Source organism: Actinomyces stomatis (assembly GCF_031292835.1).
Classification (GTDB): domain Bacteria; phylum Actinomycetota; class Actinomycetes; order Actinomycetales; family Actinomycetaceae; genus Actinomyces; species Actinomyces stomatis.
Window position 1 is genome coordinate 1 of the sequence record NZ_JASPEP010000033.1, and the last position, 26,369, is coordinate 26,369.

The following is a 26,369-nucleotide window of genomic DNA, read 5'->3' on the forward strand; positions in this document are numbered from 1 at the left end:
CCCGGCGGCGCCCAAACCTCCTCCAGGGGGTGGAGTCGGCCGGGCACCTCCACCAGCGGGGCGGCGCCGCCCGACGAGCCGCCCAGAATGCGGCGCAGTCGGTCGGCGTCGAGCGTGGCGGACATGGCCACGAGCGTCAGGTCCTCGCGCAGGGCCGCGCGCGCGTCCGCCAGGAGGGCCAGGAGCAGGTCGCTGTCCAAGGAGCGCTCGTGGACCTCGTCGAGGATGACGGCGTCGACTCCGCTCAGTTCCGGGTCCCGCTGGAGGCGGCGCAGGAGGAGACCGGCGGTGACGACCTCGATCCGCGTGTCCGGGCCGGCGCGCCGCTCCCCGCGCACCGCGTATCCGACGGTTCCGCCGACCTCCTCACCCAAGAGGTCGGCCAGGTGGCGGGCGGCCGCGCGGGCGGCGATGCGTCGCGGCTGGGTGACGACGACGCGGCCTGGCCCGCGCTCCTGGGCGCCGGCCAGGACGTCGGCCAGGAGCGGTGGGACGAGCGTTGTCTTACCGGTGCCGGGCGGGGCGGTGAGGACCAGGCAGCCGCCGACGTCGTCGGAACCGGAGGGGGCAGGGGAGAGGCGCTCGCGCAGCTCGGGCAGCACCTCGACCACCGGCAGGTCCGGGGGTGAGGAGAGCAGCGCCCCGATGGGGTCGGTCCGCGGAGGCTGCGTGCGGCCCTGAGGCCCGGTGCGAGTCATGCCCTGATTGTGCCCGGTGGGGGAGTGGGCGGGCGCGGGGCCGACGTCGGACGGGGTGAGGGGTACTGAGCAGCAGAAGGCCTCCGGTCGGTGGACGACCGGAGGCGCAGTGGGTGGATAGGGATGAGAGGTGGGGCGCGCGGGTGCCGGTGGCTACTTCACGCTCATGAGGATGTCCCGCGACTCCAGGGCGTCGGCAAGCTTGTCGGTGTACTCAGCGTGGATCTTGAGGGACTTGCGGATGCCGAGCGCGCCGCCGATGACGGCCGACCCCGCTGAGGAGAGGTAGCGCACCAGGGTCTCGCCATAAGGGCCGGTAGCGAACTGAAGATTCTGCGAAAGATAGAAGTTCCTGCCCATGAGTGCGCCGAAGGCGATGGACATGCCCCTCTTGCCGCGGATGATCTGGAGGGTGTCGCCGGAGAAGGGGACGACGGTCCAGTTCTCCTGGGTGAAGAGATCGGTAACGATTGATCGAACTTGATCGATCGGTGCATTAATGGTGAAAGTCCGCTCAGCCATGCGTGGATACTAGGCGACAGCTCGCTGTCTTTGCATGTCACGTGCAATAAGTGTCCGTGTGGGGGTCTGCGTGAAGGGGGGGGCGCCGGCCCGCCTGTCCGCACAGATCGACGGTTTCTTCATAGACGACCCGGAGCCGTGTCGTCTGTGAAGAAAATGTTGGTGAGTCCGGGTCGGGCGCCGGTGGCCCGGACTCTTCGAGTGAAGCGCGCTTGACACGGTAAGTTCTGTCAAGCACACTAGACATGTCAAGCAAACATGACACCCACTCTTGGGGTGAGTGGCTATTCAAGGGATGATCGCCATGCTCTCCGCCGTCTCCGCTTCTCCTGTCCTGGCCGCCGTGTCGTCGACCTCCTCCGGTGTCACCTTCGTCGCCGGGGTGGTCGGTGGTCTCGCCGCCGGGATCATCCTCTATCTGCTCGTCTACCGGTACTCGGCTCGGCGCCTGCCCGAGGTCCGCGCCGAGGAGGCACCCGAGCTCCTCAAGAAGCTCGGAGAGCGGCAAACCAGTTTCGTCTGTGCCCTCCCCACCGGAATCATGGTGGGCTTCATGCTCCCGGCGGCTGGTCATCTTTCCGCCGGACCACTTCTGCTGGTCGTGCACCTCATGGGTGCCGCCATGATCGGCGTCTCCGTCGTCGGCGTCGCGTGGCTGACCCCGCGACTGCGTGCCGCCCGGAACGCGGCTGCGGCATGAGCCGATTGTCTCGCCGCGCCCCGGGCGGTGAGGACCATGGATAACGACGTGCGCAGCCTGCGCGAGGCCCGCGGTCTCACCCAGGCCCAGCTCGGAGCCGCCCTGGGCGTCTCCAGACAGAGCATCAACTCCATCGAGAAGGGCAAGTACGACCCCTCCCTCCCCCTGGCCATCGCCATCGCCCGCTACTTCGAGACCACCGTTGAGGAAATCTTCCATGTCTGAGTCAGAGCCCACGCCCACTCCTTCCTCCACCCCAGCCGCCGGTTCCTCCTCCGACTCGACGCCGAGTGCTCGGAAGAGCCTGAAGGCCACCAAGCGGCGGCGGCCCGTCATTGGGGGCATGGTCTGTGTTGTCGTCCTAGTGATCCTTCTGTGGGTGGCGGCGTTGACGGTCCCGATGTCCAACGGCTTTCTCTACGGTGGTGCCAGTGGGGCGTCAGCCGTGATGCTCGTGTACATCGCCCTGATCATCGCGAAGAGACGCGGATACGACACCTTCTTCGTCCGTGAGCTCGAGAAGCGGGAGGACGAGCGGGACAGGGCCGCCTCGCGGCGGGCCTGGGCCCTCACCGGCGTCGTCGGGTTCTTCGGCAATGTTGTCGTTGGCGCCGTGGGTGCCTTCGGAGGGCCGATGACCCCGGCCCTCGTTATCGTCCTGTGGCTCCAGCTGATCAGCTTCATCGGGGGGAACATCTACTTCAACCGCACGATGTAGATCGTGGAGGCGTGGCCGTGCCTGTCCGCAGCCCTGCACGCCCTGCCCGGCCCGCACACACATCGACAGAATCTTCAGAATCGACCCGGAGCCGCGTCGATTCTGAAGATTCTGTCGGTGAGTGAGGGAGGGGCTCATCTCGGCGGCGGCCGCAGGCGTCTTCGCGTAGACTTCGCTCCACCCTGGCCGGCGTCCAACGTCGGCCGCCGTTCCCTGTCCCACCGCCCGCCCCGGGCGCACCCGAGGAGAATCCATGGTCCAGCAGTCCGCCCCACCAGGAAACTGGGACGAGGACCCCGACGGCGCCTCCATCCTCCTGGCCACGGGTCGCGCCCGCCACGACCTCCTCGTCATCGCCGAGCCTGCTTTCCTGCGCGATCTCGACCAGGCCTGGGGGCGCCCCTCGGCCCGGGTGCGCCTGTCCTTCCTGCCCGGGGTCCAGGCTCCGAGCGCCCCCGGCCACGAGGATGCGCTCATGTCCTACGAGCGCGGGGGTCTCGGTGTTCTCGTCGCCCGTGGTCGTACCAGCATGTACGAGGGTGAGGCCGCCCGCAGTGCGACGGCACTGGCCCGGATCGCCAGTGGGGCCCGCCTGCGCGCCGCCCTGCTCGTCACCCGCGCCACCCCGCTGCGCGGTTCCGGTGACGTGGCCGGCGGGTCGGCGCCGGGCCAGGTGCGCGTCGTCGCCGACCACCTCAACGTCTCCGGCGGCCCTCTCTTCCCGGCCGCCGGCATGGTCTCAGCGGGCTGGGACGCGGGGCTCACCGAGCGCCTGGGGAACCTTCGCGGCGTGAGCGGCAGCTCCGTCGTCGCCCTCGTGCCCGGGCCGCTGCGTCCGAGCCCGGCCGAGTCCTGCGCCCTGGCCTCCCTGGGCGCCGACGCCGCCGTCACCGACTCCGTGGCCGAGGCCATGGTCCTGGCGTCGAGGGGAGTGGCGGTCTCCGCCCTGACCTACCTCGACGCCCCGACCGCCGGCGGGAACCTCGGGCGGGCGCAGCTCTCCCTGAGACAGGCCTCCGGCGTCACCCTGGCCGCCGTCGAGGAGGTCCTCAGAAGCCTGCGGGCCGGTGCCTGAACGTGATTCTGGGAACGGCGTGGGAAAGGATGCTGCCTGGACTGCCAGCCCCCGTTAAGGTCATCTCGTGAAACCCTTCCTCTTCCTGGCCACCCGCAGCGACGATGAGCCCGCCGACGCCGAGTACGAGGCGTTCCTCAAGCGCACCGGCCTGGACGAGTCCACGCTTCGTCGCCTGCGCCTGGAGTCCCAGTCCCTGCCGCAGATCGACCTGGACGACTGGTCCGGCATCCTCGTGGGTGGCTCCCCCTTCAACGCCTCCACCCCGGCGGAGAAGAAGTCCGCCACCCAGAAGCGGGTCGAGGCCGAGCTCTCAGGCCTGCTCGACCGTGTCGTGGAGGCCGACTTCCCCTTCTTCGGTGCCTGCTACGGCGTGGGCACGCTCGCCTGCCACCAGGGCGCGGTTGTCGACACCACCTACGGTGAGGCCGTCACCGCCCCCGAGGTCACTCTCACCGAGGCCGGCCTGGCCGACCCGATCTGCGCCGGCGTCCCGAAGGTCTTCCAGGCCTTCGTTGCCCACAAGGAGGCCGTCACCGAGCTGCCGCCCCACGCCGTCGTCCTGGGGACCGGCCAGGCCTGCCCCGTGCAGATATTCCGCATCAAGAACAACCTCTACGCCACCCAGTTCCATCCCGAGCTCGACGGCGACTACCTCGCTCACCGGCTCGGCTTCTACTCCGGTCACGGCTACTTCGCCGACGACGAGCTCGCCGAGCTCCAGGCCCGCGTGCGCCTCGACGACGTCTCCGACTCCTGGAAGCTCCTGGCCAACTTCGTGTCCGTCCACGCCCGCGACTGACGGGTTCCGGAGAGGCTGGTACTGTCGTCGACGTCAAAAGGTCAAAGTGCTTCGACGCTTCGACGAAAGGTTGCCGATGCCCTCCACAAGCTCAGTCCTCGCAGAGCCGCTCACCCTGCCCTGCGGGGTCACCGTGAAGAACCGCTTCTTCAAGGCGCCCATGCACGAGGCTCTCGCCACGCCTGAGCTGGGGCCCTCACAGGACATCGTGGATCTCTACGGGCGCTGGGCCGCCGGCGGCGCCGGGATCCTGGTGACCGGCAACGTCGTGGTCGACTCCCGTCACCTGGGGGAGCCCGGCAACATCGCGATCGAGGACGAGACCCACCTGCAGATGCTGCGGCGCTGGGCACAGGCGGGAACCGCTCACGGCACCCAGCTGTGGATGCAGATCAACCACCCCGGCAGGCAGTCGCCGCGCTCGGTCAACCGTCACCCTGTCGCCCCCAGCGAGATCCCGGATGCTGGGGGATACAGCCAGTTCTTCGAGCCGCCCCGCGAGCTCAGTCGCGAGGAGATCGGTGACATCGTGCGTCGCTTCGTCACTACTGCCCGTGTTGCCAAGAAGGCGGGCTTCACCGGCGTCGAGATCCATGCCGCCCACGGTTACCTCATCAGCCAGTTCCTCTCCCCGGCGAACAATCGCCGTACTGATGAGTACGGCGGCTCCCTGGAGGGGCGCATGCGCTTCCTCATCGAGATCTACCAGGGCATGCGCGAGACCCTGGGGCCGGACTTCCCCATTGCCGTCAAGCTCAACTCCTCCGACGGCGAGCCTGGCGGCATGAGTCAGGAGGAATCGCTGCGCGTCGCGGCTCGCCTGTCCGAGCTGGGGGTGGATGTCCTCGAGGTCTCCGGGGGCACCTACCGCAAGCCGGTCTTCGAGGAGACCGACAGCAGCGCCGAGGACCGCCGTCGTGGTGTCTATTTCGCCGATTACGCCCGCCGTCTCAAGGAGCTCGTCTCCATGCCGGTGGCGCTGACAGGGGGCTTCCGCTCGGCGGCGGACATGGAGGAGGCCGTCTCCGAGGGGTTGACCGACTTTGTGGGGATCGGGCGGCCTCTGGCCCTGATTCCCGACCTGCCGCAGCGCATTCTTGATGGCGCGGGCCGACGCCGGATCGAGCTGCCCCGCATCTCCACGCGCGTGAAGGCGCTTGATGAGGCGCTTGGCGGCGTCCTGGTCATCGGCTGGTACGAGATGCAGATGCACCGGCTCGCCCTGGGCGGCTACGCCTCCGCCCAGGGCAACGGGCTTGCGGCGCTGGCCTTCACGGTGCGCCGCCACGGTCTTGGGGCGCTCATGCCTCGGCGGGTGACTCGGCGTGGCTGACGACGGCGCGACGACGAGGATGGCGGGATAGTAGAGACCTGAGATGGATCGCCCCATGAGCGACCAGAGTGAGCAGCCGGTGGGCCGATGCAGTATCGACCTTCTCAATGACTGCATCCCCATGTTCGAGGCGCTCAAGGACCCCATGCGCCAGCAGATCGTCGTCCATCTCCTCCAGCACGGCCCCCAGACGGTGGGGGAGATCTCTCAAGCCTCACCACTGTCGCGCACCGCCGTCTCCCACCACGTCAAGCTGCTGGAGCAGGCCGGGTTGCTGTCGATCACGAAGGTGGCGACTCGGCGCATCTGCCAGGTCCGCAGCGACGAGGCACTGGGACTGCTCGAGGGACTCGTCGCGGCGCTGGAGTCCGATATCCAGACTTTCGAGCGTGAGCGGGGTCAGGAGCCGCCGGCCCGACGGTGCCCCAGTGAGGCTGTACGCCCTTGAGACCCGTGTTCCGCTTCCGCCCTAAGGATTCAAGGCTTCAGTCTGTCGCCGCTGCATCCTCGATGCATGCTCTTACGTGTCCTCAGGGCTGCTGTGAGGTGGCTACGGAAAGGCCTCTTCAATGAACGAGGCGCTGTCCCAGTAGTTCGGGTCGTACCACTCCATGAATGAGGGGGCGCCGTCATCGTCGAAGTACAGCACGGCAAGAGCATCCTGAAAGACGAGCGTGTCGTCGAAGAGTGAGCTGTGATGACCCTTCTCTTGTAATTCTTGCTTGATGGCGGCAGGGGAGGAGTCGAGGTTGACTCCTTCCAGTGTATCTCCTGCGACTATGAGGAGAGCCAATATGATGGCTACGCCATCTTTCATGTGGACGTGAATGACCCGTGTTGAGGTTTCCAGATCGATCGTGCCGATATGCACTTCATGCCCAGGAAATGATGAGTCATGGAGCCTGGTGCAGAGGTGCTGATAATATGTCAGAGGTCGGCCGGTCTGTATGCCTGGCGGTTCTCGTAGTCGCATACGAAAAGTCTAGCAGGCGGGAACGACGTCATTTAAGTCCCTGAAGAGATGTATCCATGCGTTCAGGGAGTGGGGTGGCGTGAGTTCATGCTCTGCCTCGGGAGTCACTTTCTAGATGAGGGCTACGTTCTGCCATAGGTGGCTGGAATCAGGAAGCAGTCGTCTTGAATGAAAGTCTCCTCGACGGAAATACATTTCCTAACCTGGCTGCTCAGCCACTCTTACGTCTCCGGTATGCAGGACAGGCTCCCTGCTCCGCTTGTTCGTCAGTGCGTTGGCCCGTACCCACCACAGTGGGTACGGGCCAACGCATCGAGGCGGTCCGTCGGGGGCGGCTTCTACTTGCCGTCCGACATGGCGCTGGCTGAGGGGGCGGCCGACATCTTGTCGTCACTCATCTTGCCGTCCGACATGCTGCCAGAGGTGGCGTTGTCAGCCGTCTTCCCATCGGACATCTTGGTGTCGGCGGTCTTGTCATCACTCATCTTGCTGTCGCTCATGGTGCCGCTGGGGGTGGAGGTCTGCTCCATCTTGTTCTTGTCGGCATTCGTGGAACCGCAGGCTGCGGTACCGACGGCGAGGGCGGCAACGAGCAGGGCGGCTGACACGATCTTGCGAGTACGCATGGGAGAACTCCTTGGTGACATGGTGAGGCGATGTGGCCAGGTGAGCGGCGACGCACCGACGTGGTGCGCCGTCACCAGGAGTTCGGAGCCGATGGGCGCACGGATGTCGCCAAGGGAGTGATGCCACTCACTCCAGGTGGGTACGTCTGAGGCCCTCCTACGTGCGTGGGAGTGGCGGCTCCGAAGGCGGGCGCCCCCGTGCTCAAGGTCTGTGCTGTACGCCAGGAAGCCGGCGTGTGCTGGACGACGGAGGTGCGGCGGCGCAGGAGTGCCGTCACGCCAATGGCGAGAAGAGCGAGGAGGATCGACGCCATCCAGGCCCGGAACTCCGCGTGCGGATGAGTGCCCGCGCCGACGCTGGTCAGGCCGAGCCCCGAGAGGGTGATGGCCCCGGACAGGCCGAACACGGAGAGAATATACATATTGACCAGTGCCATGAGTGTTGGGGCGACTCCAACGGTGCAGAGGAACGCGCGACTGGTGGGGCGTGAGAATCCTAGATAAAGACTGATCGAGGCGACGGCTGCCACGATGATCATGATGGTTATACCGGCCGCGATTGGGATTCCCGGGAGCTTTGCGGAGGACGGAGCCATCCACACATTGGCCACGTGATCGCTCAGGCGTGCATGATGGGACGAAAACAGGTATGTCTTCATGAGTCGATGGGCCATGGTCACTAGGAGGAACAGATTGACTGCCATTCCGAGATTGACCGGCCAGTGTCGGGGAGGGGTGGTGGTTCTGCCCATCAGGGTTGTGAAGATCGCCGCACCACCAGTCAACAGGAGGCATAAAATAGGCAGGGGATTGCCGATGGGGCTGTTGTTGAGGATTAATGTGTCAACGAAGAAGAGTTGAAGTGCGGCTGCCGTGGTGATGGTGCTGGCTTGGTTCCTGGTGATGGTGATGACGGGAACGAGGAGAAGGATGAGCCACCAGGCGCCTAATGTGTTTGGAATGTACTGTAAGGCTTGAGAATATTCCCACCATGTCGCATTCCGTAAGGACGGGAAGGCGGGGTGTGCGGAAGTGTCATTGACTGTCCATATCACGTGAATCCCAACCGCTAACAGCGTCAGCATGAGGGCGGCCATTCGGTCGCGCCCCCAGGGGTGGCTGACGGGTCTCGCCTGCGGACCGGTCACGGGCTGGGGGCCGCTATGTGCGGGAGGGTGGTGCGGGGAACTCCACGAGTGAGGGGGTGTCGGCGCCGCGATGGGGGAGGGGGTGGCGGGCGGAATGGCGGCGGGGGGTGCCGACGCTGAGCCGTCCGGTGGAATGAGTCCCTTGGCGGGCTGGCCGATGCTGGAGAGATGCGGGGCCACCGGTTGCGTCGGAGTGGCGGTCTGTCCCTGGAAGAGATAGGGGTGGTGGGCCTGCTGCCCGCTCTGAGGCGAGTGGCCCGGTGTGAAGGCCGCGTGCGGTGGTGGTGCCGGGGTGCGCGGCATCACGCCGTACGATGTCGCCGGGCTATGTCCGGTGGAGGTCGACGGCGTCGGGGTGGGGCTGCTCTGAGGGTGTTGAGGTGGCTGCCGCATAGTGGCATTGTGCTTGACCTGTCGGTCGGTGTCGATGGTCGAGGTGACGTCGCGTGCCAATCCTGCGGTTCAGAGGGGCGGACTCAGTACCCGCCACTCCACGGTGCCTGGGACCGGTGAGCCCGGCTGAAGCGGTTCTGCATGCCCTGCGCTCCTCTGGCATGAAGTCCCTGCTGAACGCCTCTGTCAGAATCCCCGTTGGTGAGTTGACGTGCGGCCGCCACCGTCGAACCGATGGTGATGATCCCGATGACGACGACTGTCAGCAGCATGAAGCCGGTCTCGGATGATGCGTGGCTGTGTCCGTCGCCCGAGGGCCCTCCGAAGGCGGCGGAGACGACGATGTTGTAGAGGGTCAGCAGGGAAGCGCAGGCAATGGACGTTATCTTGAAAGTCCTGTCGTAAGAGCCTCGGGCCGCCCGGACGAGGCTGACGCCCGACAGGATGGCGATGAGAGTGGAGAACGCCAGGCCGGGCACCAGGGGAATGCCGACTCCACCGGAGTCCGACCACGCCAGCCACAGGTGTGAGGTGTAGTGAGTGATGCTCTTTCCTTTGGACACCAAGACGTAGACGATCCAGCCGAAATTCGCGAAACGGAGGATCGTGTTGAACAGGATGAACTGACAAGAGCCCACGGCCAGGGTCACGACCCAGGATCGTGAGTCCTTCAGCCTCTGGTTGAGTCGTGCGGTGGCGACGGCTCCAACTGTGGCGACGACGAAAGAAAGAACAGTGACTGCGGCGTCGACGTGAACCTGATGGGACTGGGCCGTTCCGGTTGGAAGCATGAGCGTCAGGAACCCGAACCACAGCGCTAACCCCGTGATCTCGGAGACGGGCTGGTTTCGGAACAGGCGGCGGAAGGCGAGGACGAGCCACCACAGGCTCGGTGTGATGGTGATGTATATCAGTACGGCCATCAAGGCGGAGATCCAGGTGCGGGTGCCCGTGAGGTACACGTTCATAGAAGTGAAGAAGTTCGCGATTGTCGTGACGGAGAGCACGAGCAGCACCACGAGTGCCACGGCCTTCGCGCCGCGCCACGGCACATGGTGTGGTGCACCCAAGAGCTGGGATGGGGCCGCCCCCGGGCGCGCACCGCCCAGCTGCGGCGGTCTGGCTGGAGTGGGATAGGCCGGTGAGAGGTAGCCCGGTGCGGTGACCGCTCCACTCAGGTACGCCGATCCGCTGTCCGAGCCCGCGCCTTGCTGGTACTGCTGCTGATGCGGCTGGTACTGCGGTGCGAAGGCGTGCGCGGACGCAGGTGGCTGCCCCGGGAAGGCGGAGGCCCCAGCTGAGTGAAGCACCGACTGTGTCGGGATCGCGCCCTGCTCAGGGGGCATGTAGGTGCCGTGACCGGCCGGCGTCGGCGCCTGCCCGTAGGTCATCCCGCCTTGCGGAGCACTCACTGGAGGCCGACCGTAGGCGGCCTGCGGTGCGTACGGCGGACTCGACGGGCCGTTCTGTCCCTGTGGCGGTCCTGGATGGGCGGGTGGGTAAGTCATGGCAAGGTCCTGATGGTCATGGCTCTCAGTTCCGGAGCTGCGCCTGTACCCCTGAGTCGTTCGGGGCTCCCGGCCCCGGGGAGTGGCAACTCAGCTGCGTGTGAAGTGCGAGACGAAGTTACGGATAATCTGTCCGGCGTCATGCGCCTCGGAGGACCGGGCCTGGGTGAGGATGTCCTCGCTCATGTCCGGGTCACCGTAACCGGCCTCGTCGTAGATGCTGACGCGCCGCTCGAACCGGACGGCGTCGAGCTCGGGGTTGAACTGGCAGGCGTAGACGTTCCTGCCCACGCGCAGCATCTGGACTGGGCAGTCGGGCGAGCTCGCCAGCAGAGTCGCGTGCGCGGGCACCTCTCCGACGCCCTCGTAGTGACCTGCGAACACCGTGACCACCTGGGGGAGTCCCTGCAGGAGCGGGTCCTCGCGGCCCTCCGCCGTCAGGAACAGGTCGACGGCGCCCAGCTCCTCACCGAACTCCTCCTGCGCCTCGGTGCCCAGGTAGGCGGCCAGCACTTGGAGTGCGACGCCGGTGGCCAGGAGGGGGATGCCCTCCTTGAGGATCACCCCGAGCAGCTCGCGGATCTGCTCCTCGACGTTGCGCTGACTGCGGGTCTTCTCAGCCGCCGGCGTGTCCGCGTTGTAGGGGCTGGCTCCGATGAGCACCCCGGAGACGTCTGCGGCGGTGAAGGAGTCGAGGAAGTCGACCTCCTCCAGGGCGATGTGCTGCAGATCGCCGCGAGATAGGCCACTCTGAGCCAGGAAGGACTCGTACTCGTCCTGCGCCGCCTCGTGCTCGGGGCGCGTGGTCACCATGATGAAAGGCTTCACGGGACCACTGTAGGGGACCTGCTGACCGGGTGTGGCCGTGTGACCTTCTAGGCCACGAACAGCACGACTACGAGGACGCAGAGCCACAGGATGACGGAGACGGCTCCCAGAATGAGCCCCAGCCAGGCCAGTCCCTCGCCGGAGTCATAGCTGTGGCGCAGGCGCCGCAGCGTGCCGATGCCCAGGATGATCGCGGCGACCCCGACGAGGGGGATGAAGCTGAGCAGCCCGCAGACCAGGGCGGCCGTCGCCCCGGAGTCGGTGCGGAGACGGGGCGCCGTGTAGCCGGGTCCGGAGAAGATTTCTGCCGGGTCGAGGTTCTCAGTGCCGGGGAAGACGAATCCCGGAGGGAGCCCGTCGACGTACTGCTCCGAGCTCGGCGAGAAGCGTGGCGCGCTCTGTCCTGGAGGGGAGGTCCCGACGGTGCTCATGCCCACATCATGCACCGCCGGCGCCCGGGGGCGGCATCCTTCCCGCGGATGAGTCGGAAGGGGCCCGACGGGTGCCCGCGAGGAGCCCGGTCCGCGTGTCTGCCGAGCAGGGGCTATGCTGAAGTCCCGGCAGGCTCTGCCGGGTCCTGCCAAGCGTCCCGCGGGGCTCCCGCGAGTGGATTTCCCACGGGACACAGTCATTCCCCTCGTTGCTTAGGCAGGAGTTCACTCGTGTCCTCTTCCCCCTCTCGCGGCTGGCGCCTGCATGGCGATGGCCGCTCCATCGCTCCGGGCGAGGTCGTCGCCCCCGGTGAGCGCCTCTCCTGGCCGCGCACCATCGGCATCGGTGTCCAGCACATCGTCGCCATGTTCGGCGCGACCTTCCTGGTGCCGCTGCTGACCGGCTTCGACCCGGCGACGACGCTGTTCTTCACCGGTGCGGGCACCCTGCTGTTCCTGGGCATCACCTCCGGGCGCCTGCCCAGCTACCTGGGCTCCTCCTTCGCGCTCCTGGCCCCCATCGGAGCCGTGACCGGCTATACACGTGACAGTGGGGTCCCCCTTGACCCCCACAAGGCCGCCCTGGCGCAGGGAGGGATCATCTCCGTGGGGCTGTGCCTGCTGGTGGTGGGCGTCATCGTCCACCTGGTCGGGTCCGCCTGGATCGACCATCTCATGCCGCCGATCGTCACCGGCGCGATCGTCGCCCTCATCGGCTTCAACCTGGCCCCCGCGGCCTGGGGCAATGTTACGAAGGGCCCCGTGACGGCGGTCGTCACGATCGTCTCCATCCTGGTCATCACCGTGATGTTCAAGGGCATCATCGGGCGACTGGCGATCCTCTTCGGCGTACTCATCGGCTACGTCACCGCGGTGCTGCGCGGGGAGGTCAACTTCGATGGTGTCGCCAAGGCCCCCGTCGTGGGGCTGCCCGACTTTCATGCCCCGGCCTTCGACGTGCGCTACCTGGGTCTGTTCATCCCCGTGGTGCTCGTCCTCATCGCTGAGAACATCGGCCACGTCAAGTCCGTCTCCGCCATGACCGGGGAGGACCTCGACGACGTCACCGGCCGGGCCCTGTTCGCCGACGGGCTGTCCACCATGCTCGCCGGCACCGGCGGTGGTTCGGGCACCACCACCTACGCGGAGAACATCGGCGTCATGGCCGCCACCCGCGTCTACTCCACCGCCGCCTACGTGGTGGCGGCGCTGAGTGCCCTGGGCCTGTCCCTCCTGCCGAAGTTCGGCCAGGTCATCGCCACGATCCCGGCCGGTGTCCTGGGCGGGGCCGCCACGGTCCTGTACGGCATGATCGGCATGCTGGGGGTGCGCATCTGGGTGCAGAACCGTGTGGACTTCTCCGACCCGGTCAACCTCAACACGGCAGCCGTGTCCATGGTGGTGGCCATTGCCGACTACACCCTGGTCTGGGGCGACATGACCTTCAAGGGCATCGCCCTCGGGTCGGCGGCCGCCATCGGCGTCTACCACGCCATGCGCTGGATCTCGAAGGTGCGTGGCACCAACTTGGAGCAGGCGTCCCCGGCCTCGGCCCCGGCCGGCACCGAGCTGGAGGGGCCGGCCTACTCCAGCCGTGCCGCCCACTCCCCCTCGGCCGCGTCAGCGGCGGACGCCCCGACGGCGTCGAGCGCCGACGGCGCTGAGGTCGCCGGCGAGAGCCGCGCCTGAGGCGCGTTGTCGGTAGGTGCCGCAGAAAAGTGGCAGAAAAAGTGGCAGCCGATGTGCGCGTTCAGCGCATCGGCTGCCACTCGGGCATTGCTGTGTTGCCTGATGGCTCCTGAGGGCTTTGGGTGCCATGACATCTCAAGACGCCGGTGGGGCGGGCCGGCCTCATCCTGGAACCGAACCCGAGCTAGCGTCTCAGACGCAATGACGTTCCGAATCGGGAACTGCGTTTCCCGTCCACAACGTACTTCTCCCCCAGATGACTGAGGTTAGACCCCAGTCATCTGGGGGACGACGCAGTCCTCGTCGGAGAAGTACGTCTTCGATCGGGGCAAGGAGCCGTCGTCGGATGGATCCCGCCGGGGCTCGGCGGCCCCGGATCAGCTGGGCTTCTTCGTGGAGGCCTTGTCCGCCGGGACGCAGTCGCTGGGGGCGGTGATGGGCTTGTCGGCGCCGAGAAGCTTGATCTCGTCCGACTTCAGGGCGTTCTGCAGGTACTCCTTGCCCAGGACCACGGAGACCGTGGTGTCGCTGTCGGACAGGCTGTTGTCGAGCTGCACCGTGGAGTTGGGGAAGATCTGGGCCAGGGAGTAGGCGTTGGTCAGGCCGCCCTTGGACGCCATGATCTGGACCTCGCCGTTGTAGATGCCGCCGGGCCAGTCGTTCGCCGAGGTGACGGTCAGGCCCGCCTCCTCCAGCTCCTGCTGCACCGTGGCGGCCAGTCCCACTGATTCGGAGCCGTTGTAGATGTTGATCTTCTCAATGTTGGTGACGTCGACGGTCTTAGCGCCGCTGGGCGGGCAGGGCTGGGGCACGTAGGTCGCCGTGCTCTTGGGCTGCGAGAAGCCCGGGTTGTAGGCGGGCAGGATTCCCAGCGATACCAGGAGGCTCACGGCGACCGCGACCACCATGACGGCCAGGATGGTGCCGATGACGGTGGCCTGACGGTGCTGCATGTGCCGCCGGTACGCGGCGCGCGGATCTGCGGGACTACTCACGGATCCAGACTAATGGACGACGGCGCTCATCGGGCAGTGGTGGGCTCGATGTGACATGGGACCGAGCCGTGGCCTGAGGCTGCTGGGTGGGTCACCGAGTGCTGGCGGCGGGGGTCAGGCGCTCGGTGGCGCCGGGGCGAGCCGCGGCACCCCGTCCTCCGTGACCTCCAGGATGCGGGCGTGGATCGCGGTGCGTCCCTGCAGGGCGGCGCGCAGCGCCCGGTGCAGTCCGGTCTCCAGGTAGAGGTCCCCCTTGAAAGAGACGACATGGGCGAACAGGTCGCCGTAGAAGGTGGAGTCGTCATCCAGGAGGCTGCGCAGATCGAGGGTCGCGCGGGTGGTGGTGAGGTCGGCCAGGCGGATCTGTCGAGGTGCGATGACGGCCCAATCGCGCTGAGTGGTGACCCCGTGGTCGGGGTAAGGGGGCCTCTCTCGCACTGCCTTGAAGATCACGGCAACATCCTAGTGAATGAAGCGGCCGGAGGTGCGTGGGGGAGCCGTGGGTCGTCCAACATCCCGCCCGCCCGCGGTGCCGGTCCGGCGGGGTCGACCTTCCTGCGCCCTTCCGGGGAGCGGAGGCCCTTCCGTTATCTGTCTCACTAGTTGGAATGTGGCCCGTAGAACGATGGTTTCGTCATCTCTCCGTGATTGGCGTTATCGCAGCGATATCTGGTGGTTTCCTGGGAAGGTGGGATGTCTGACGCCGGAAATCGGTGGGGCGCTTGACTTTCAGACGGTTCCCCTCCTGTTCAGGGCTCTAGTACCGTGTTGGCTGCACCGACCTCGACCGAAAGGATGCCGCAGTCATGACCATCGCGGTCCGCCGAAGCGGCTTCACCATTCCCCTGTCCCTTGTCGTTCTCACCTCGACCGCCATGCTTCTGGCCGGTTGTCAGTCCGGTGGTGCCTCCAACGCCAATCAGCAGGGCACCACGGGCTCGTCGTCATCTGCGAAGGCGCAGTCGACGGCCGGCGCCAAGGCGACTTCAGGGCAGAAGGCGGGGCACGCCTCTCCTCGCATCCCCAGCCCCACCGGTAAGGGCTCCGGCGACGCCTCCGCGGCGCAGCCCTCCTCCGGTACTCACTCCCGTCCAGCGAGCCCGCGGGCCGATGAGCCCCGTCCCTCCGCAAGTGGGAACGGCGCCACCAAGGCCGCGGCCTCCGGCAAGACGGATGCTCCTGGCTCGCAGAGCGGTGGTGCCGCCAAGTCCCCGCAGGCCCAGGGGAGTACGAACGACGCCGGAGGGTCCCACGCCGGGTCCGCTCAGAAGCCGCAGCCGGCGGCCCCTGAGGCTCAGAAGCCCTCCGAGCCCGCCCAGCCCGCGCAGGCTCCCTCAGACAGCTCTGACAAGCCCGCTGACAAGCCGGCCGATGCGCCGGCTGACAAGGGCGCTCCCGCGCAGACGCCCGCCGAGCCCGCCGCCCCCGCTGACGAGTCGGCCGGTCAGGCCACGTCCTTCGTCCCGGACAACCTCGTCTCGGAGAAGACCGCCATGATCGTGTCGCCGTCGGGCAACATCGGCTGCGACCTGTCTGCCCGTTTCGCGGGCTGCGGTGTGCTGTCCTACCGCTCCGACGCCACCTACGGCCGGGACGAGGCGGGCTCGCCGAAGTGGTGGTTCGACCTCAGCTCCGGGGGAACTCCGCAGCTCGGTGGCCGTAGCGAGGGTGCCTTCTCTCTCGATGAAGCGTTCCGTGGTGGTGGTTCCTCGCCCCAGGTGGTGGAGTACGGCCAGTCCGTGACCTTCGGATCCTGGGTGTGCAGCTCCGAGGAGACCGGCATGACTTGCCGCAACACCGAGACCGGTCACGGCGTGTTCCTCAGTTCCGCGCGCTACGAGACATTCTGAATCGGACCCGAGGCAATCTCGGTACGTTTCTGTTCGCCCCGGTGACTCATCACCGGGGCGAACCGGTTCTTGCGCCCGGATGGTTCCGGGCGAGGACATGCAGCCGGTCTCTGTCCGAGAAGCCCTCACCTGTGAGCCCGACGACTCACTCGGGCTACAGCCGGCCGGTGAGGTAGTGCTGGATCGTCGGTCCGACAGCCTCCACGAGGTGATCGATGCTCGCGCCGGCGATGGGCTCCAGGCGCAGCACATAGCGGACCATGGCTAGCCCCACCAGTTGGGAGCCGGCCAGGGTGGCCCGTTCGCGCGCCGAGGTTCCCGACAGACCCGACTGCTGAAGAGCCTCGGCCATCGGGGTTGCGATCTGCTCAGTGGCGTAGTTCTGGATCGCCTCAGGGGCGCTGATATCCGTGGCCATCCACCGCAGCAGGGTGCGGAAGGTGACGCCGTCAGCGGCGTCGTCCCAGGCGGTCAGCGACAGCCGCACCAGCCGGGGGCCGGCTGAGCGTAGGTCTCCGCTGATGGCGGCTGCGATCTCCTTGCTCGCGCGCACTCGCAGGTTGACGGCCGCCCCGAACAGGTCCCCCTTGGAGCCGAAGTAGTACGACACGAGTGCCGGGTCGACTCCGGCTGTGCGAGCCACTGCCCGGATGGTCGTGCCCTCGTAGCCCTGGGCGAGGAACGACTCGCGGGCAGCGGTCAGGATGGCCTCGCGTGTGGGGGGCGGCTGGGTGCTGGCAGAGTCCGGCCGACGTCGAGGCCCACGACGGTGTGCGCGGCTGAGGAGGGTGGGCTCGGGTGTCTCCTCCTCGGGTAACGCCGTCGACGGCGGAGCGTTGGGGGCGTCGCTGGTCACTCCTGGAGACTACGAGCGCGCCCGTCTCCTCTGGCTGTCAGCCCGACAGAAAATGGAGAAGCTCCGGGAAATGCAGCACTTGGTCGGGGTCGACGGCCTCGAGGATGTGTGACGAGCGTCGTATTTTTAGAAAAGTCTATCGGCGCGATATTCAACAGTGTTCAGAACTTCGGTGTGAGTCCTGGGTGCTCGTAGTGCTCTCTTGGCGTTATGACGCCAAAAGGCTCGGTGGGTGACGGCGGGGGAGGGTGGGTATTTCAACGCCGTTGAGGCATGTGTGTCTCTTCGATACGGTGAGGGCTCAGCCCACATCGTCGTCGGCTCGCAGAGGGCCGGCCCAGGCGCTCGCCGAGGTGAAGCATGTCCGTTCCCGATCCGGTCTCCAGAGCGCGGAGGCCCGCATCCGTCGCGGCCGCGGGGTCGGCTGCGCATCCGGTGGCGTCCGGGGCCGACGGCACGCCGACAGTCCTGCGGATGGGGCTGGACATCGGCTCGACCACCATCAAGCTCGTTCTCCTTCCTGAGCACTCGCCTGAGGCCCCTACCGGTGCTCGGCCTGACACGGCGTCGGTGTCTCCTGTGTTCGCTGAGTACCGGCGTCACAACGCGGACGTGCGCGGTGAGCTGACCCGGCTGCTGGGCGAGGTCGCTCGGGCCTATCCGGGTGCCGTCGTGCGCGGGGCGGTCACCGGCAGTGCCGGGCTGTCCCTGGCCGCCCTCATGGGTCTGCCTTTCGTCCAGGAGGTCATTGCCGAGACCGAGACGGTGCGCGTGTGCGATCCGCAGGCCGACGTCGTCATCGAGCTCGGTGGTGAGGATGCCAAGATCACCTATCTCCACCCCACTCCCGAGCAGCGCATGAACGGCACCTGCGCGGGTGGCACCGGAGCCTTCATCGATCAGATGGCTCAGCTCCTCCACACCGACGCCGCCGGCCTGGACGACTTGGCCTCGCGCTACACGACGCTCTACCCCATCGCCTCGCGCTGCGGGGTCTTCGCCAAGTCCGACCTCCAACCGCTCATCAACCAGGGCGCCGCCGGGGAGGACCTGGCCGCCTCCGTCCTCCAGGCCGTGGTCACCCAGACCATTGCGGGACTGGCCTGCGGGCGCCCCATCCGCGGTCGCGTCATGTTCCTGGGCGGACCGCTGCACTTCCTGCCCCAGTTGCGCGCCGCCTTCGAGCGGACCCTGGCGGACCAGGTCGACTCCTTCACCTGCCCCGACAACGCCCAGCTCTACGTTGCCATCGGTGCCGCCCTGCTCTCCTCGGGTGAGTCGACGCCGATCTCGGAGCTGTCCACCCGTCTGGCCACCCGCAAGGCCCTGTCCCTCGGGACCTCTCGGATGCGCCCGCTGTTCAAGGATGCCGCCGAGCTGGAGGCCTTCCGCGAGCGTCACGCCCGCGCGCACATTGAACGGGCCCACTGGCCGGTCCTTAAGGAGCCTGCTCAAGAGGCGGGAGCGCTGGGGGACTCGGGTGGCGCCGACGATGAACTCGGCGGTGAGGCCCCCGGTGCGGCCTCGGCGCCGAGGACGGGCGGGGAGCACCAGGACGGTGACTGCTTCCTGGGGATCGACGCCGGCTCGACGACGATCAAGGCCGTGGTCCTGGACGGGCGCGGGCGGATCGTGTGGGAGCACTACGCCGGCAACGAGGGCGACCCGGTGACGGCCGCCGTGGAGATCCTGCGCCGCATCCACCGCGAGATGCCTGATGGCGTGCGGATCGTGCGCTCCTGCGTCACCGGCTACGGGGAGTCCCTGGTCAAGGCGGCGCTGCGCATCGACGAGGGCGTGGTCGAGACGATGGCGCACTACCGAGCAGCGGCCTACCTCAACCCCGGGGTCACCTCGGTCATCGATATCGGCGGCCAGGACATGAAGTACCTGCGCATCAAGGGCGATGCCATCGACTCCATCAGCGTCAACGAGGCATGCTCGGCCGGCTGCGGCTCCTTCCTGCAGACCTTTGCCCGGTCCATGGGACTGGAGATCGGCGAGTTCGCCGAGGCCGCCCTGCAGGCCGAACGACCGGTGGACCTGGGCAGCCGCTGCACTGTGTTCATGAACTCCTCGGTCAAGCAGGCCCAGCGCGAGTCGGCCACCGTGGGGGAGATCAGTGCGGGCCTGTCCTACTCGGTGGTGCGCAACGCCTTGTACAAGGTCATCAAGCTCAAGGACGCCGACCAGCTCGGCGAACGGGTCTCGGTCCAGGGCGGCACCTTCCTCAATGACGCGGTGCTGCGGGCCTTCGAGCTGCTCACCGGCCGGGAGGTGGTGCGCCCCGACGTCGCCGGTCTCATGGGCTGCTTCGGCGCGGCCCTGAGCGCCCGGGCCACCTATGACGGAGTGCCCTCGGGCCTCATGAGCCTGGGCGAGCTCTCCCGCTTCAGCCTGACCACCGAGACCGCCACCTGCAAGCTGTGTCAGAACCACTGCCAGCTGACCATCACCACCTTCAACGACGGACAGCGCCACATCTCCGGCAACCGCTGCGAGCGGGGCGCCACTCAGGAGCGGCGCGCCACCAAGTCCGACCTGCCCAACCTCTACGACTACAAGTACAAGCGGGCCTTCTCCTACCGGCGCCTGCGGGAGGGCGCGGCCACGCGCGGTGACATCGGCATTCCCAGGGTGCTGGGCATGTACGAGAACTACCCCCTGTGGTTCACGGTGCTCACCTCGCTGGGCTTCCGCGTCATGATCTCGGGGCGCTCCAACCACGAGCTCTTCGAGTCCGGTATGGACACGATCCCCTCGGAGAACGTCTGCTACCCGGCCAAGCTCGCCCATGGGCACATCGAGGCCCTCATCGCCAAGGGCATCAAGACGATCTGGTTCCCCTGCGTGTTCTACGAGCGTGAGCTCGTCCAGGGCGCCGACGACCACTTCAACTGCCCGATCGTGGCCACCTACCCCGAGGTCATCCGCAACAACGTCGAGGCCGTTCGCGATGGACAGCAGGAAGGACCCGACGGCGTTGAGGGGGGCTCGGGCGTACGGATGCTCTCCCCCTTCCTCAATCTGGCCGACCCCGCGACGCTCGCTGAGCGGCTCGTCGAGGTCTTCGCCGACTGGGGCGTCACCCTGCCCGAGGCCCGCCGGGCCGTGGCCGCGGGCTTCGCGGAGGACGCCGCCTTCAAGGCCGACGTGCGCACCGAGGGCCGCCGCGCCCTGACGTGGATGGAGGACAACGGCCGCAAGGGCATCGTTCTGGCCGGACGGCCCTACCACATCGACCCCGAGATCAACCACGGCATCCCCGACGTCATCAACACCCTGGGCCTGGCGGTCCTGTCCGAGGACTCCCTCCTGCCCGAGCCCGACGCCGCAGCCGCCGACACCGCCGAAGTCGCCGGGAAGTCCGAGGAGACCGGTGACGCCGGCAAGGCCGGCAAACCGGGGCGGGCTGAGCCGGGAGAGCGCCCCGCCAGATCGGCAAGGCCCAAGAAGCCCAAGAAGACCGACTGGGCCGCCATCGCCCGCCAGGCCGGCTCGTCACCCGGCACGGACGGGGCCCTCGAAGCCGGAGACGGCGCCGAGCACGCCGTCGCCACCGGGGCGCTCAGCCGGGCCGTGGACGCACTGCGCCGCCGGGTGGACGAGTTCCGTCCCGACCCGCAAGCGCCCGCCGACTGGTCCGACGTCACCGGCGTCGGCCTGCCCACGCCCAAGCCCGTGGCCACCCAGGGCGTCACCGGGCGCTTGCGGGTGCGCGACCAGTGGGCCTACCACTCGCGCCTCTACCAGGCCGCTGAGCTCGTCACCGCCCGCGACGACCTCGAGCTCGTCCAGCTCAACTCCTTCGGCTGTGGGGTCGACGCCCTGACCACCGATCAGGTCCAGGAGATCCTGGAGTCCGCCGGTGGGGTCTACACGAGCCTCAAGATCGACGAGGTCTCCAACCTCGGCGCCGCCACCATCCGCCTGCGCTCCCTGGCCGCCGCCTCCGAGGCCCGCGCGGCGGAGAAGACCACTCGCGCCGAGGAGGCCGACGGCGCTGTCGACGACGCCGTCGAGATCGACACGACCGCCCCCACCGATGAGCCCTTCGCGAAGGCAGCCGACCGGTCGGCGCGGAAGGGCACTGACAAGACTGAGAAGGCGGCCGGGCCGCGCGAGGTGGGCGTCGCCGTCGGAGGGCGAGAGCTGCCGGGGGCCACCGGCCCGGTCTTCACCGAGGCCATGCGCGCCACCCACACCATTCTCATGCCGCAGATGAGCCCCGTGCACTTCCGACCCCTGGAGCCGCTCATGCGGCGCCTGGGCTACAAGGTCGAGCTGCTTCAGTCCGCCAGCCGCGACGACCTCGAGGTGGGGCTGCGCTACGTCAACAACGACGCCTGCTTCCCCGCCATCATGGTTATCGGCCAGCTCATCGGCGCCTTCACCGACGGCAGCCACGACCCCGACTCCTGCGTCGTGGCCATCTCTCAGACCGGCGGCATCTGCCGGGCCACCAACTACGCCGCCATGCTGCGCAAGGGCCTGCGCGAGGCCGGTTACCCGCAGGTGCCGGTCGTGGCCATCTCCCTGCAGGGCATCGAGTCCAACCCCGGATTCGAGCTGACCGCCACCATGGGCCTGAAGATGCTCCAGGGCATCATCATCGGAGACACCCTCAACACCTGCCTGCTACGAGTGCGCCCCTACGAGGTGGTCGAAGGCGCCACCCAGGAGCTCGTTGCGCGCTGGGATCGCATCATCGCCGAGTACTTCGAGCACCGGGGCCGCTCGACCACCTGGGGCGGGCGCATCGGCTATCGCCGCCTCCTGCGCGAGATGGTCCGCGAGTTCAACGACCTGCCCCGCCGCGACGAGCCCCGGCGCCCGCGCGTCGGCGTCGTCGGCGAGATCCTGGTGAAGTTCCAGCCCGACGCCAACAACCACGTCATCGACGTCATCGAGGCCGAGGGCTGCGAGGCTGTCGTCCCCGGCCTCCTGCCCTTCTTCCTGTCCGGGCTGGTGACCGCCCAGTGGGAGGCGGACACCTACGGCATCGGCAGGGAGTCCGTGGCCAAGAAGAAGGCGGCCGTGTGGTTCATCGAGCAGCTCCAGGCCCCGGCCCGCGCCGCCCTGCGCGCCGCCGGTGGCACCTTCGACGTCGAGGTCTCCACGGCCGAGCTGGCCCGCAAGGCATCGAAGGTGCTCTCCCCGGGCAACCAGGCCGGTGAGGGCTGGCTGCTCACCGGCGAGATGATCGAGCTCATCGAGCACGGCGTGCCCAACATCGTGTGCTGCCAGCCCTTCGCCTGCCTGCCCAACCACGTAGTGGGCAAAGGCATGTTCCGCGAGGTCCGACGCCGCTACCCCCAGGCCAACATCGTCGCCATCGACTACGACCCCGGCGCCAGCGAAGTCAACCAGCTCAACCGCATCAAACTCATGATCTCCACCGCCCTCATGGCGCAGGCCGATTCCGAGCGCGGCGCGCTCGGACCGGAGGGCGACCTCGGCGCCGCAGCGGCCGGAGACGAGCCGCAGGCCTGCGAGACCGTGGAGGAGCTGCTGGCGGGACTCGGACCGGTTCCCTACGGTACGCCGTCGTCCCCGGACACCGCCGGGGCACGGCGCCGCCCTCAGCGCGCCCAGGCTCGCTGAGGACGAGCGGTGAGGACTACTTCTTGGAGTTCTTGGCCGAGCCCTTGACCTGTGACTTGTCCCCCTGGGTGACGACGCAGCTGATCTTGCGGTCCCCCTTGGCCCAGGTGTCCTTACTGGGTGTGAGGTACTCGACCTGATAGTTGGTCTTGCCGGACTCGATCCCGACGTACTTGGTGAAGTCCTCGCCCAGGCAGAAGCCCTGGCCCAGAGACGCGATCGCGCGTTCATTGGGGAGCTCCTTGATGTCCTCGCCGAAGGTGGTCTGGGCGATGACCTCATAGGTGTGCGCCTTGGCGCAGTCGACCACGGTGACCTCGCCGACCGGCTCCTTGCCGCCGGACTTTTCGCTCACCGTGTTGTAGCAGTTCCCGACCTCGAGATCCTTGGTGGCGGTGGTGGTGTCCGAGGAGAACAGGCTGCAGGAGGTCAGCCCCATGGCGACAACGGCTGCGATGGGGAGGGCGAGGAGCGTGGTCCGGGTGCTCATGCGTCGAACCGTAACAGTCGGAATGGTGGGATTGTGCCGGTTTTCTGCAGGAACCTGGCCACGCTCGAAAAGTCCGCTGAAAAAATCTGGGATAAGGACCGGGTGGCGACATGAGACGGAGAAACGGAGAGTCGCCACCCGGCCGGAGTGGGAAGCTGGACAGCATTCGCGAGGCGTTGGGAGGAAGAAGTGGTCTTCCTCAACCAGTGGTCCGCCCGTGCGCGGTCGTCCAGCTCGATGAGGACAGACTAGGAGTTCTTGATGGAATTGTTCAATGGTGTTTCATCCGGGTTCTGGGCGAAGCAGACGAAGGAGTGGTCCCCCTGGTCCCAGGAGGATTGCACAGGGGCGAGGGCCGCTACTTGGTACTTCTTGGCCTTGGAGGGGGAGCCCACGTAGCTCTCCAGCACCGGAGTGCAGACGGTGGTGATCTCCTCCGGGGTGTTCGCCTCGGCGTAGCTGGAGGCTGAGGACTGCCCCGTTCCGGTCACCTCGTACTTATGGGGAGCGGAGCAGTCGACGAGCTTCGCGCCCGTGGAGCCCGTCTCGCCGTGTTTGGTCCCGGTGACCATTTCGGAGATGCAGTCGCCGGCCTTGAGGTCGCGGATGCCGACGGTCTTGGCATCGCCATCCGCTCCGGCGCTGGAGTCGGCTGAGGCGTCGGCCTCGGGGGTGGCCGAGGAGTCGTCGTCGGAGTCCCGGGCGTCCTTGTCCTTGGGGGAGTCCGTGGAGTCGGCCTTGGCCGAGGAGGAGGGACGGGTGGAGGGAGTGCTGACCGCATCCTCGTCGCAGGCGCTGAGGCTCAGGGCGAGAAGGAGCGCGGTCGGCAGGGCGATGAGGGATGAGGTCTTCGTGCGCATGAGGTCATCGTGGCAGGAGGCGGTGGCCGCGTCGATGGGGAGAGATCCCTGCCGGTTCCTGTGGGGCGGCGGGCAGTGAGGGTGGTATAGAAAGACCCCGGAATCGCGGAGATTCCGGGGTGGTGGCGGAGGATGGGGGATTCGAACCCCCGAGGGCTTGCACCCAACACGCTTTCCAAGCGTGCGCCATAGGCCACTAGGCGAATCCTCCAGGTGCTCCACGCGGCTACAACCACGTGCAACGAGAAAGGAATATATCGGAACGCCCATCCCCGGGGCCAGCCCGGGGCGGTGGGATCTGTCACGCGAGGTTGGTGGGGGCGGTTCGCAACCGGGGGCCGGATCAGGTAGTCTCTCGCTCGGCCCCTCGTGTGGCGTCATCCAGCGAATCCCCCAGGACCGGAAGGTAGCAAGGGTAAGCAGGCTCTGGCGGGTGCGCGAGGGGTCCTCACGTGCCCGGGCGGGTCCCCAACCTCGTGCAGTGCCGTCGAGGCCCTCGAGGATCAGGCCTCGGCGGCGTCAACCTCCTCCAGGCGGCCGGTGGCCAGGTCCAGGATGAAGCCGCGCACGGCGTCGGCGCGGGGGACGAACGGCGAGGCCTTGATGCGGGTGACTGACTGGCGCACGCTGTCGGCCAGGTCGGTGAAGGAGCCCGGCGCCCAGGTCGGCCGCGCGCCCGTCTCCTCCTCCAGGGTGCGGCAGAGCTCCTCGTCGGTGAAGGAGAGCATGCCGCAGTCGGTGTGGTGGATGAGGAGGATCTCCTCGGTGCCCAGGAGGCGCTGGCTGATCGTCAGAGAACGGATCGTGTCCTCGGTGACGAGGCCTCCGGCGTTACGGATCACGTGAGCCTCGCCCGGGGCGAGCCCCAGGACCGCGAAGACGTCCACGCGCGAGTCCATGCACGCGACGACGGCGACCTTCTGCGCACCCTTGGCCGCCAGACCGCCCCTGGAGAGGACCTCGGCCGAGTAGACGGCGTTGCGGGTGACAAGCGCCTCGGTGACAGGCATGGTTCCTCCCTTTCTCCAGTCGGCGGCGCGCCGGCTCCCCCATCGTGCCAGATGGAACCTGACTCACCCGGTCCCTCGCACGGGGTCGGCCCGGCCGATTAGGCTCGGGCCGTGACCACCGCTCTGTACCGCCGCTACCGCCCCGACACCTTCCAGGAGGTCATCGGGCAGGACCACGTCACCGCTCCGCTCATGGCGGCGCTGAGGGCCGACCGCGTCACCCACGCCTACCTCTTCTCCGGCCCGCGCGGCTGCGGTAAGACGACGTCGGCGCGCATCCTGGCCCGCTGCCTCAACTGCGCCCAGGCCCCCACCGACACCCCCTGCGGCACCTGCCCCTCCTGCCGGGACCTGGCCACCGGCGGACCCGGCAGCCTCGACGTCGTCGAGATCGACGCCGCCAGCCACAACGGCGTCGACGACGCCCGCGACCTGCGCGAGCGCGCCGCCTTCGCCCCGGCCCGCGACCGCTACAAGATCTTCATCCTCGACGAGGCCCACATGGTCACCGCGCAGGGCTTCAACGCACTGCTCAAGCTCGTCGAGGAGCCGCCCGCGCACGTGAAGTTCATCTTCGCCACCACCGAGCCGGAGAAGGTCATCGGCACCATCCGCTCGCGCACCCACCACTACCCCTTCCGCCTCGTCCCGCCCGACACCCTCGAGGGCTACCTCGGCCACCTGTGCCGAGCCGAGGGCGTCGAGATCGGCCCCGGCGTCTTCCCCCTCGTGGTGCGCGCCGGCGGCGGCTCCGTGCGCGACACCCTCTCGGTCATGGACCAGCTCATCGGCGGGGCGCACGACGGCGGCGTCGACTACCAGCGGGCCGTCGCCCTGCTGGGCTACACCGACACCACCATGCTCGACCAGTGCGTCGACGCCATCGCGGCATCCGACGGCGCCGGCGTCTTCCGGGTGGTGGACCGGGTCGTCTCCTCCGGGCACGACCCCCGCCGCTTCGTCGAGGACCTGCTGGCCCGCCTGCGCGACCTCCTCGTCATCGCCCTGGCCGGCTCCGAGGCCGGTGCGGCGCTCGGCTCCATGCCGGTCGATGAGCTCGAGCGCATGGACCTTCAGGCCCGCACCATGGGGGCCGCCGCCCTCTCCCGCGCCGCCGACATCACCGCCCAGGCGCTGACCGCCATGGTCGGCGCCACCTCCCCCCGACTCCAGCTCGAGCTGCTCGTGGCCCGCCTGCTCATCCCCGCCGGCGGCGCTGCCAGAGCCGGCGGTGCTGTAGCCGCAGGTGGTCCGACCGGA

At 67.7% G+C, this 26,369-nt stretch carries 25 protein-coding genes, 1 tRNA gene and 1 other RNA gene; 12 read left to right on the forward strand and 15 right to left on the reverse strand.

Annotated features, from left to right (window positions below; all coding sequences use genetic code 11):
• Positions 1 to 698: DEAD/DEAH box helicase (locus tag RIV12_RS12235; protein WP_309324225.1), on the reverse strand; the 698-nt coding region annotated here is incomplete at its 3' end.
• A gap of 153 nt (positions 699 to 851) precedes the next feature.
• Positions 852 to 1,220 carry a hypothetical protein gene (locus RIV12_RS12240; protein WP_309324227.1) on the reverse strand — a complete coding sequence of 123 codons (369 nt, stop codon included), beginning with the start codon at positions 1,218 to 1,220 and terminating at the stop codon, positions 852 to 854.
• Between the two features lie 304 nt (positions 1,221 to 1,524).
• On the opposite strand from RIV12_RS12240, the gene RIV12_RS12245 reads away from it, so the two are divergent.
• The 7 genes from RIV12_RS12245 to RIV12_RS12275 all read left to right on the forward strand — a co-directional run bounded on the left by RIV12_RS12245 (position 1,525) and on the right by RIV12_RS12275 (position 6,296).
• Entirely contained in the window at positions 1,525 to 1,920 is a 396-nt protein-coding gene (locus RIV12_RS12245; RefSeq protein ID WP_309324229.1) for a PTS sugar transporter, read from the forward strand.
• A 36-nt stretch (positions 1,921 to 1,956) separates the two neighbouring features.
• Entirely contained in the window at positions 1,957 to 2,145 is a 189-nt protein-coding gene (locus RIV12_RS12250; RefSeq protein WP_075250197.1) for a helix-turn-helix transcriptional regulator, read from the forward strand.
• Positions 2,138 to 2,638, forward strand: coding sequence for a DUF2178 domain-containing protein (locus tag RIV12_RS12255; RefSeq protein WP_256695460.1), 501 nt, complete (start codon positions 2,138 to 2,140; stop codon positions 2,636 to 2,638). Before RIV12_RS12250 ends, RIV12_RS12255 begins: the two co-directional genes overlap by 8 nt.
• Before the next feature lie 253 nt (positions 2,639 to 2,891).
• Complete coding sequence (locus tag RIV12_RS12260) at positions 2,892 to 3,713, forward strand: nucleoside phosphorylase-I family protein (RefSeq protein WP_309324231.1); 822 nt, start codon at positions 2,892 to 2,894, stop codon at positions 3,711 to 3,713.
• A gap of 67 nt (positions 3,714 to 3,780) precedes the next feature.
• Positions 3,781 to 4,515: a glutamine amidotransferase gene (locus RIV12_RS12265; RefSeq protein WP_309324233.1), complete on the forward strand. Its 735-nt coding sequence runs from the start codon at positions 3,781 to 3,783 to the stop codon at positions 4,513 to 4,515.
• Between the two features lie 76 nt (positions 4,516 to 4,591).
• Positions 4,592 to 5,848 carry an NADH:flavin oxidoreductase/NADH oxidase family protein gene (locus RIV12_RS12270; RefSeq protein WP_309324235.1) on the forward strand — a complete coding sequence of 419 codons (1,257 nt, stop codon included), beginning with the start codon at positions 4,592 to 4,594 and terminating at the stop codon, positions 5,846 to 5,848.
• A gap of 55 nt (positions 5,849 to 5,903) precedes the next feature.
• Positions 5,904 to 6,296: an ArsR/SmtB family transcription factor gene (locus RIV12_RS12275; RefSeq protein WP_075417492.1), complete on the forward strand. Its 393-nt coding sequence runs from the start codon at positions 5,904 to 5,906 to the stop codon at positions 6,294 to 6,296.
• A 102-nt stretch (positions 6,297 to 6,398) separates the two neighbouring features.
• Here RIV12_RS12275 and RIV12_RS12280 read toward each other — a convergent pair whose 3' ends face one another.
• From RIV12_RS12280 to RIV12_RS12305, 6 genes are all read right to left on the reverse strand, one after another.
• Complete coding sequence (locus RIV12_RS12280) at positions 6,399 to 6,821, reverse strand: hypothetical protein (RefSeq protein WP_309324237.1); 423 nt, start codon at positions 6,819 to 6,821, stop codon at positions 6,399 to 6,401.
• Between the two features lie 338 nt (positions 6,822 to 7,159).
• On the reverse strand, positions 7,160 to 7,447 hold the full coding sequence (locus RIV12_RS12285; RefSeq protein ID WP_309324239.1) for a hypothetical protein: 288 nt from the start codon (positions 7,445 to 7,447) through the stop codon (positions 7,160 to 7,162).
• A 71-nt stretch (positions 7,448 to 7,518) separates the two neighbouring features.
• Positions 7,519 to 8,544: a hypothetical protein gene (locus RIV12_RS12290; protein WP_309324241.1), complete on the reverse strand. Its 1,026-nt coding sequence runs from the start codon at positions 8,542 to 8,544 to the stop codon at positions 7,519 to 7,521.
• A gap of 527 nt (positions 8,545 to 9,071) precedes the next feature.
• Positions 9,072 to 10,400, reverse strand: coding sequence for an annexin A7 (locus RIV12_RS12295; RefSeq protein ID WP_309324243.1), 1,329 nt, complete (start codon positions 10,398 to 10,400; stop codon positions 9,072 to 9,074).
• Between the two features lie 186 nt (positions 10,401 to 10,586).
• Positions 10,587 to 11,324 (reverse strand): glutamine amidotransferase-related protein, encoded by a 738-nt coding sequence (locus RIV12_RS12300; protein ID WP_075417497.1) that lies wholly within the window; start codon positions 11,322 to 11,324, stop codon positions 10,587 to 10,589.
• Positions 11,325 to 11,371: 47 nt separating this feature from the next.
• Positions 11,372 to 11,755: a DUF4190 domain-containing protein gene (locus RIV12_RS12305; protein WP_309324245.1), complete on the reverse strand. Its 384-nt coding sequence runs from the start codon at positions 11,753 to 11,755 to the stop codon at positions 11,372 to 11,374.
• A gap of 231 nt (positions 11,756 to 11,986) precedes the next feature.
• Here RIV12_RS12305 and RIV12_RS12310 point away from each other — a divergent pair, with 231 nt between their 5' ends.
• A complete protein-coding gene (locus RIV12_RS12310) occupies positions 11,987 to 13,444 on the forward strand; it encodes a uracil-xanthine permease family protein (protein ID WP_309324247.1) in 1,458 nt (485 codons plus the stop codon).
• 377 nt (positions 13,445 to 13,821) lie between these two features.
• Here RIV12_RS12310 and RIV12_RS12315 read toward each other — a convergent pair whose 3' ends face one another.
• Entirely contained in the window at positions 13,822 to 14,397 is a 576-nt protein-coding gene (locus tag RIV12_RS12315) for a LytR C-terminal domain-containing protein (protein WP_081380022.1), read from the reverse strand.
• A gap of 156 nt (positions 14,398 to 14,553) precedes the next feature.
• Positions 14,554 to 14,892, reverse strand: a complete 339-nt coding sequence (locus tag RIV12_RS12320) for a hypothetical protein (RefSeq protein WP_009398644.1) — start codon at positions 14,890 to 14,892, stop codon at positions 14,554 to 14,556.
• 353 nt (positions 14,893 to 15,245) lie between these two features.
• On the opposite strand from RIV12_RS12320, the gene RIV12_RS12325 reads away from it, so the two are divergent.
• Positions 15,246 to 16,289, forward strand: a complete 1,044-nt coding sequence (locus RIV12_RS12325; protein ID WP_309324250.1) for a hypothetical protein — start codon at positions 15,246 to 15,248, stop codon at positions 16,287 to 16,289.
• Between the two features lie 154 nt (positions 16,290 to 16,443).
• On the opposite strand, the gene RIV12_RS12330 is transcribed toward RIV12_RS12325, so the two are convergent.
• Positions 16,444 to 17,145: a TetR/AcrR family transcriptional regulator gene (locus tag RIV12_RS12330; protein WP_309324252.1), complete on the reverse strand. Its 702-nt coding sequence runs from the start codon at positions 17,143 to 17,145 to the stop codon at positions 16,444 to 16,446.
• 474 nt (positions 17,146 to 17,619) lie between these two features.
• Between RIV12_RS12330 and RIV12_RS12335 the strand changes: the two genes are divergently transcribed.
• On the forward strand, positions 17,620 to 22,749 hold the full coding sequence (locus RIV12_RS12335) for an acyl-CoA dehydratase activase-related protein (RefSeq protein ID WP_309324261.1): 5,130 nt from the start codon (positions 17,620 to 17,622) through the stop codon (positions 22,747 to 22,749).
• Positions 22,750 to 22,765: 16 nt separating this feature from the next.
• Here the strand turns inward: RIV12_RS12335 and RIV12_RS12340 are convergent, their stop codons facing one another.
• The 3 genes from RIV12_RS12340 to RIV12_RS12350 all read right to left on the reverse strand — a co-directional run bounded on the left by RIV12_RS12340 (position 22,766) and on the right by RIV12_RS12350 (position 24,310).
• Positions 22,766 to 23,239 carry a septum formation family protein gene (locus tag RIV12_RS12340; RefSeq protein WP_309324254.1) on the reverse strand — a complete coding sequence of 158 codons (474 nt, stop codon included), beginning with the start codon at positions 23,237 to 23,239 and terminating at the stop codon, positions 22,766 to 22,768.
• Positions 23,240 to 23,487: 248 nt separating this feature from the next.
• Entirely contained in the window at positions 23,488 to 24,099 is a 612-nt protein-coding gene (locus RIV12_RS12345; RefSeq protein ID WP_075417734.1) for a septum formation family protein, read from the reverse strand.
• Between the two features lie 123 nt (positions 24,100 to 24,222).
• A tRNA-Ser gene (locus tag RIV12_RS12350) sits at positions 24,223 to 24,310 on the reverse strand.
• A gap of 147 nt (positions 24,311 to 24,457) precedes the next feature.
• On the opposite strand from RIV12_RS12350, the gene ffs reads away from it, so the two are divergent.
• Positions 24,458 to 24,552: signal recognition particle sRNA small type (gene ffs, locus RIV12_RS12355), an RNA gene on the forward strand.
• Between the two features lie 50 nt (positions 24,553 to 24,602).
• Here the strand turns inward: ffs and RIV12_RS12360 are convergent.
• Positions 24,603 to 25,109: a beta-class carbonic anhydrase gene (locus tag RIV12_RS12360; protein ID WP_309324257.1), complete on the reverse strand. Its 507-nt coding sequence runs from the start codon at positions 25,107 to 25,109 to the stop codon at positions 24,603 to 24,605.
• A 111-nt stretch (positions 25,110 to 25,220) separates the two neighbouring features.
• Between RIV12_RS12360 and RIV12_RS12365 the strand changes: the two genes are divergently transcribed.
• A partial coding sequence (locus tag RIV12_RS12365) for a DNA polymerase III subunit gamma and tau (protein ID WP_309324259.1) occupies positions 25,221 to 26,369 on the forward strand: 1,149 nt, incomplete at its 3' end.

Coding starts and splice junctions, on each gene's coding strand:
- RIV12_RS12240 (WP_309324227.1), bottom strand. CDS start 1,220: ATGGCTGAGCGGACTTTCACCATTAATGCACCGATCGATCAAGTTCGA.
- RIV12_RS12245 (WP_309324229.1), top strand. CDS start 1,525: ATGCTCTCCGCCGTCTCCGCTTCTCCTGTCCTGGCCGCCGTGTCGTCG.
- RIV12_RS12250 (WP_075250197.1), top strand. CDS start 1,957: ATGGATAACGACGTGCGCAGCCTGCGCGAGGCCCGCGGTCTCACCCAG.
- RIV12_RS12255 (WP_256695460.1), top strand. CDS start 2,138: ATGTCTGAGTCAGAGCCCACGCCCACTCCTTCCTCCACCCCAGCCGCC.
- RIV12_RS12260 (WP_309324231.1), top strand. CDS start 2,892: ATGGTCCAGCAGTCCGCCCCACCAGGAAACTGGGACGAGGACCCCGAC.
- RIV12_RS12270 (WP_309324235.1), top strand. CDS start 4,592: ATGCCCTCCACAAGCTCAGTCCTCGCAGAGCCGCTCACCCTGCCCTGC.
- RIV12_RS12275 (WP_075417492.1), top strand. CDS start 5,904: ATGAGCGACCAGAGTGAGCAGCCGGTGGGCCGATGCAGTATCGACCTT.
- RIV12_RS12280 (WP_309324237.1), bottom strand. CDS start 6,821: ATGCGACTACGAGAACCGCCAGGCATACAGACCGGCCGACCTCTGACA.
- RIV12_RS12285 (WP_309324239.1), bottom strand. CDS start 7,447: ATGCGTACTCGCAAGATCGTGTCAGCCGCCCTGCTCGTTGCCGCCCTC.
- RIV12_RS12290 (WP_309324241.1), bottom strand. CDS start 8,544: ATGGCCGCCCTCATGCTGACGCTGTTAGCGGTTGGGATTCACGTGATA.
- RIV12_RS12305 (WP_309324245.1), bottom strand. CDS start 11,755: ATGAGCACCGTCGGGACCTCCCCTCCAGGACAGAGCGCGCCACGCTTC.
- RIV12_RS12315 (WP_081380022.1), bottom strand. CDS start 14,397: ATGCAGCACCGTCAGGCCACCGTCATCGGCACCATCCTGGCCGTCATG.
- RIV12_RS12325 (WP_309324250.1), top strand. CDS start 15,246: ATGACCATCGCGGTCCGCCGAAGCGGCTTCACCATTCCCCTGTCCCTT.
- RIV12_RS12335 (WP_309324261.1), top strand. CDS start 17,620: ATGGGGCTGGACATCGGCTCGACCACCATCAAGCTCGTTCTCCTTCCT.
- RIV12_RS12340 (WP_309324254.1), bottom strand. CDS start 23,239: ATGAGCACCCGGACCACGCTCCTCGCCCTCCCCATCGCAGCCGTTGTC.
- RIV12_RS12345 (WP_075417734.1), bottom strand. CDS start 24,099: ATGCGCACGAAGACCTCATCCCTCATCGCCCTGCCGACCGCGCTCCTT.
- RIV12_RS12360 (WP_309324257.1), bottom strand. CDS start 25,109: ATGCCTGTCACCGAGGCGCTTGTCACCCGCAACGCCGTCTACTCGGCC.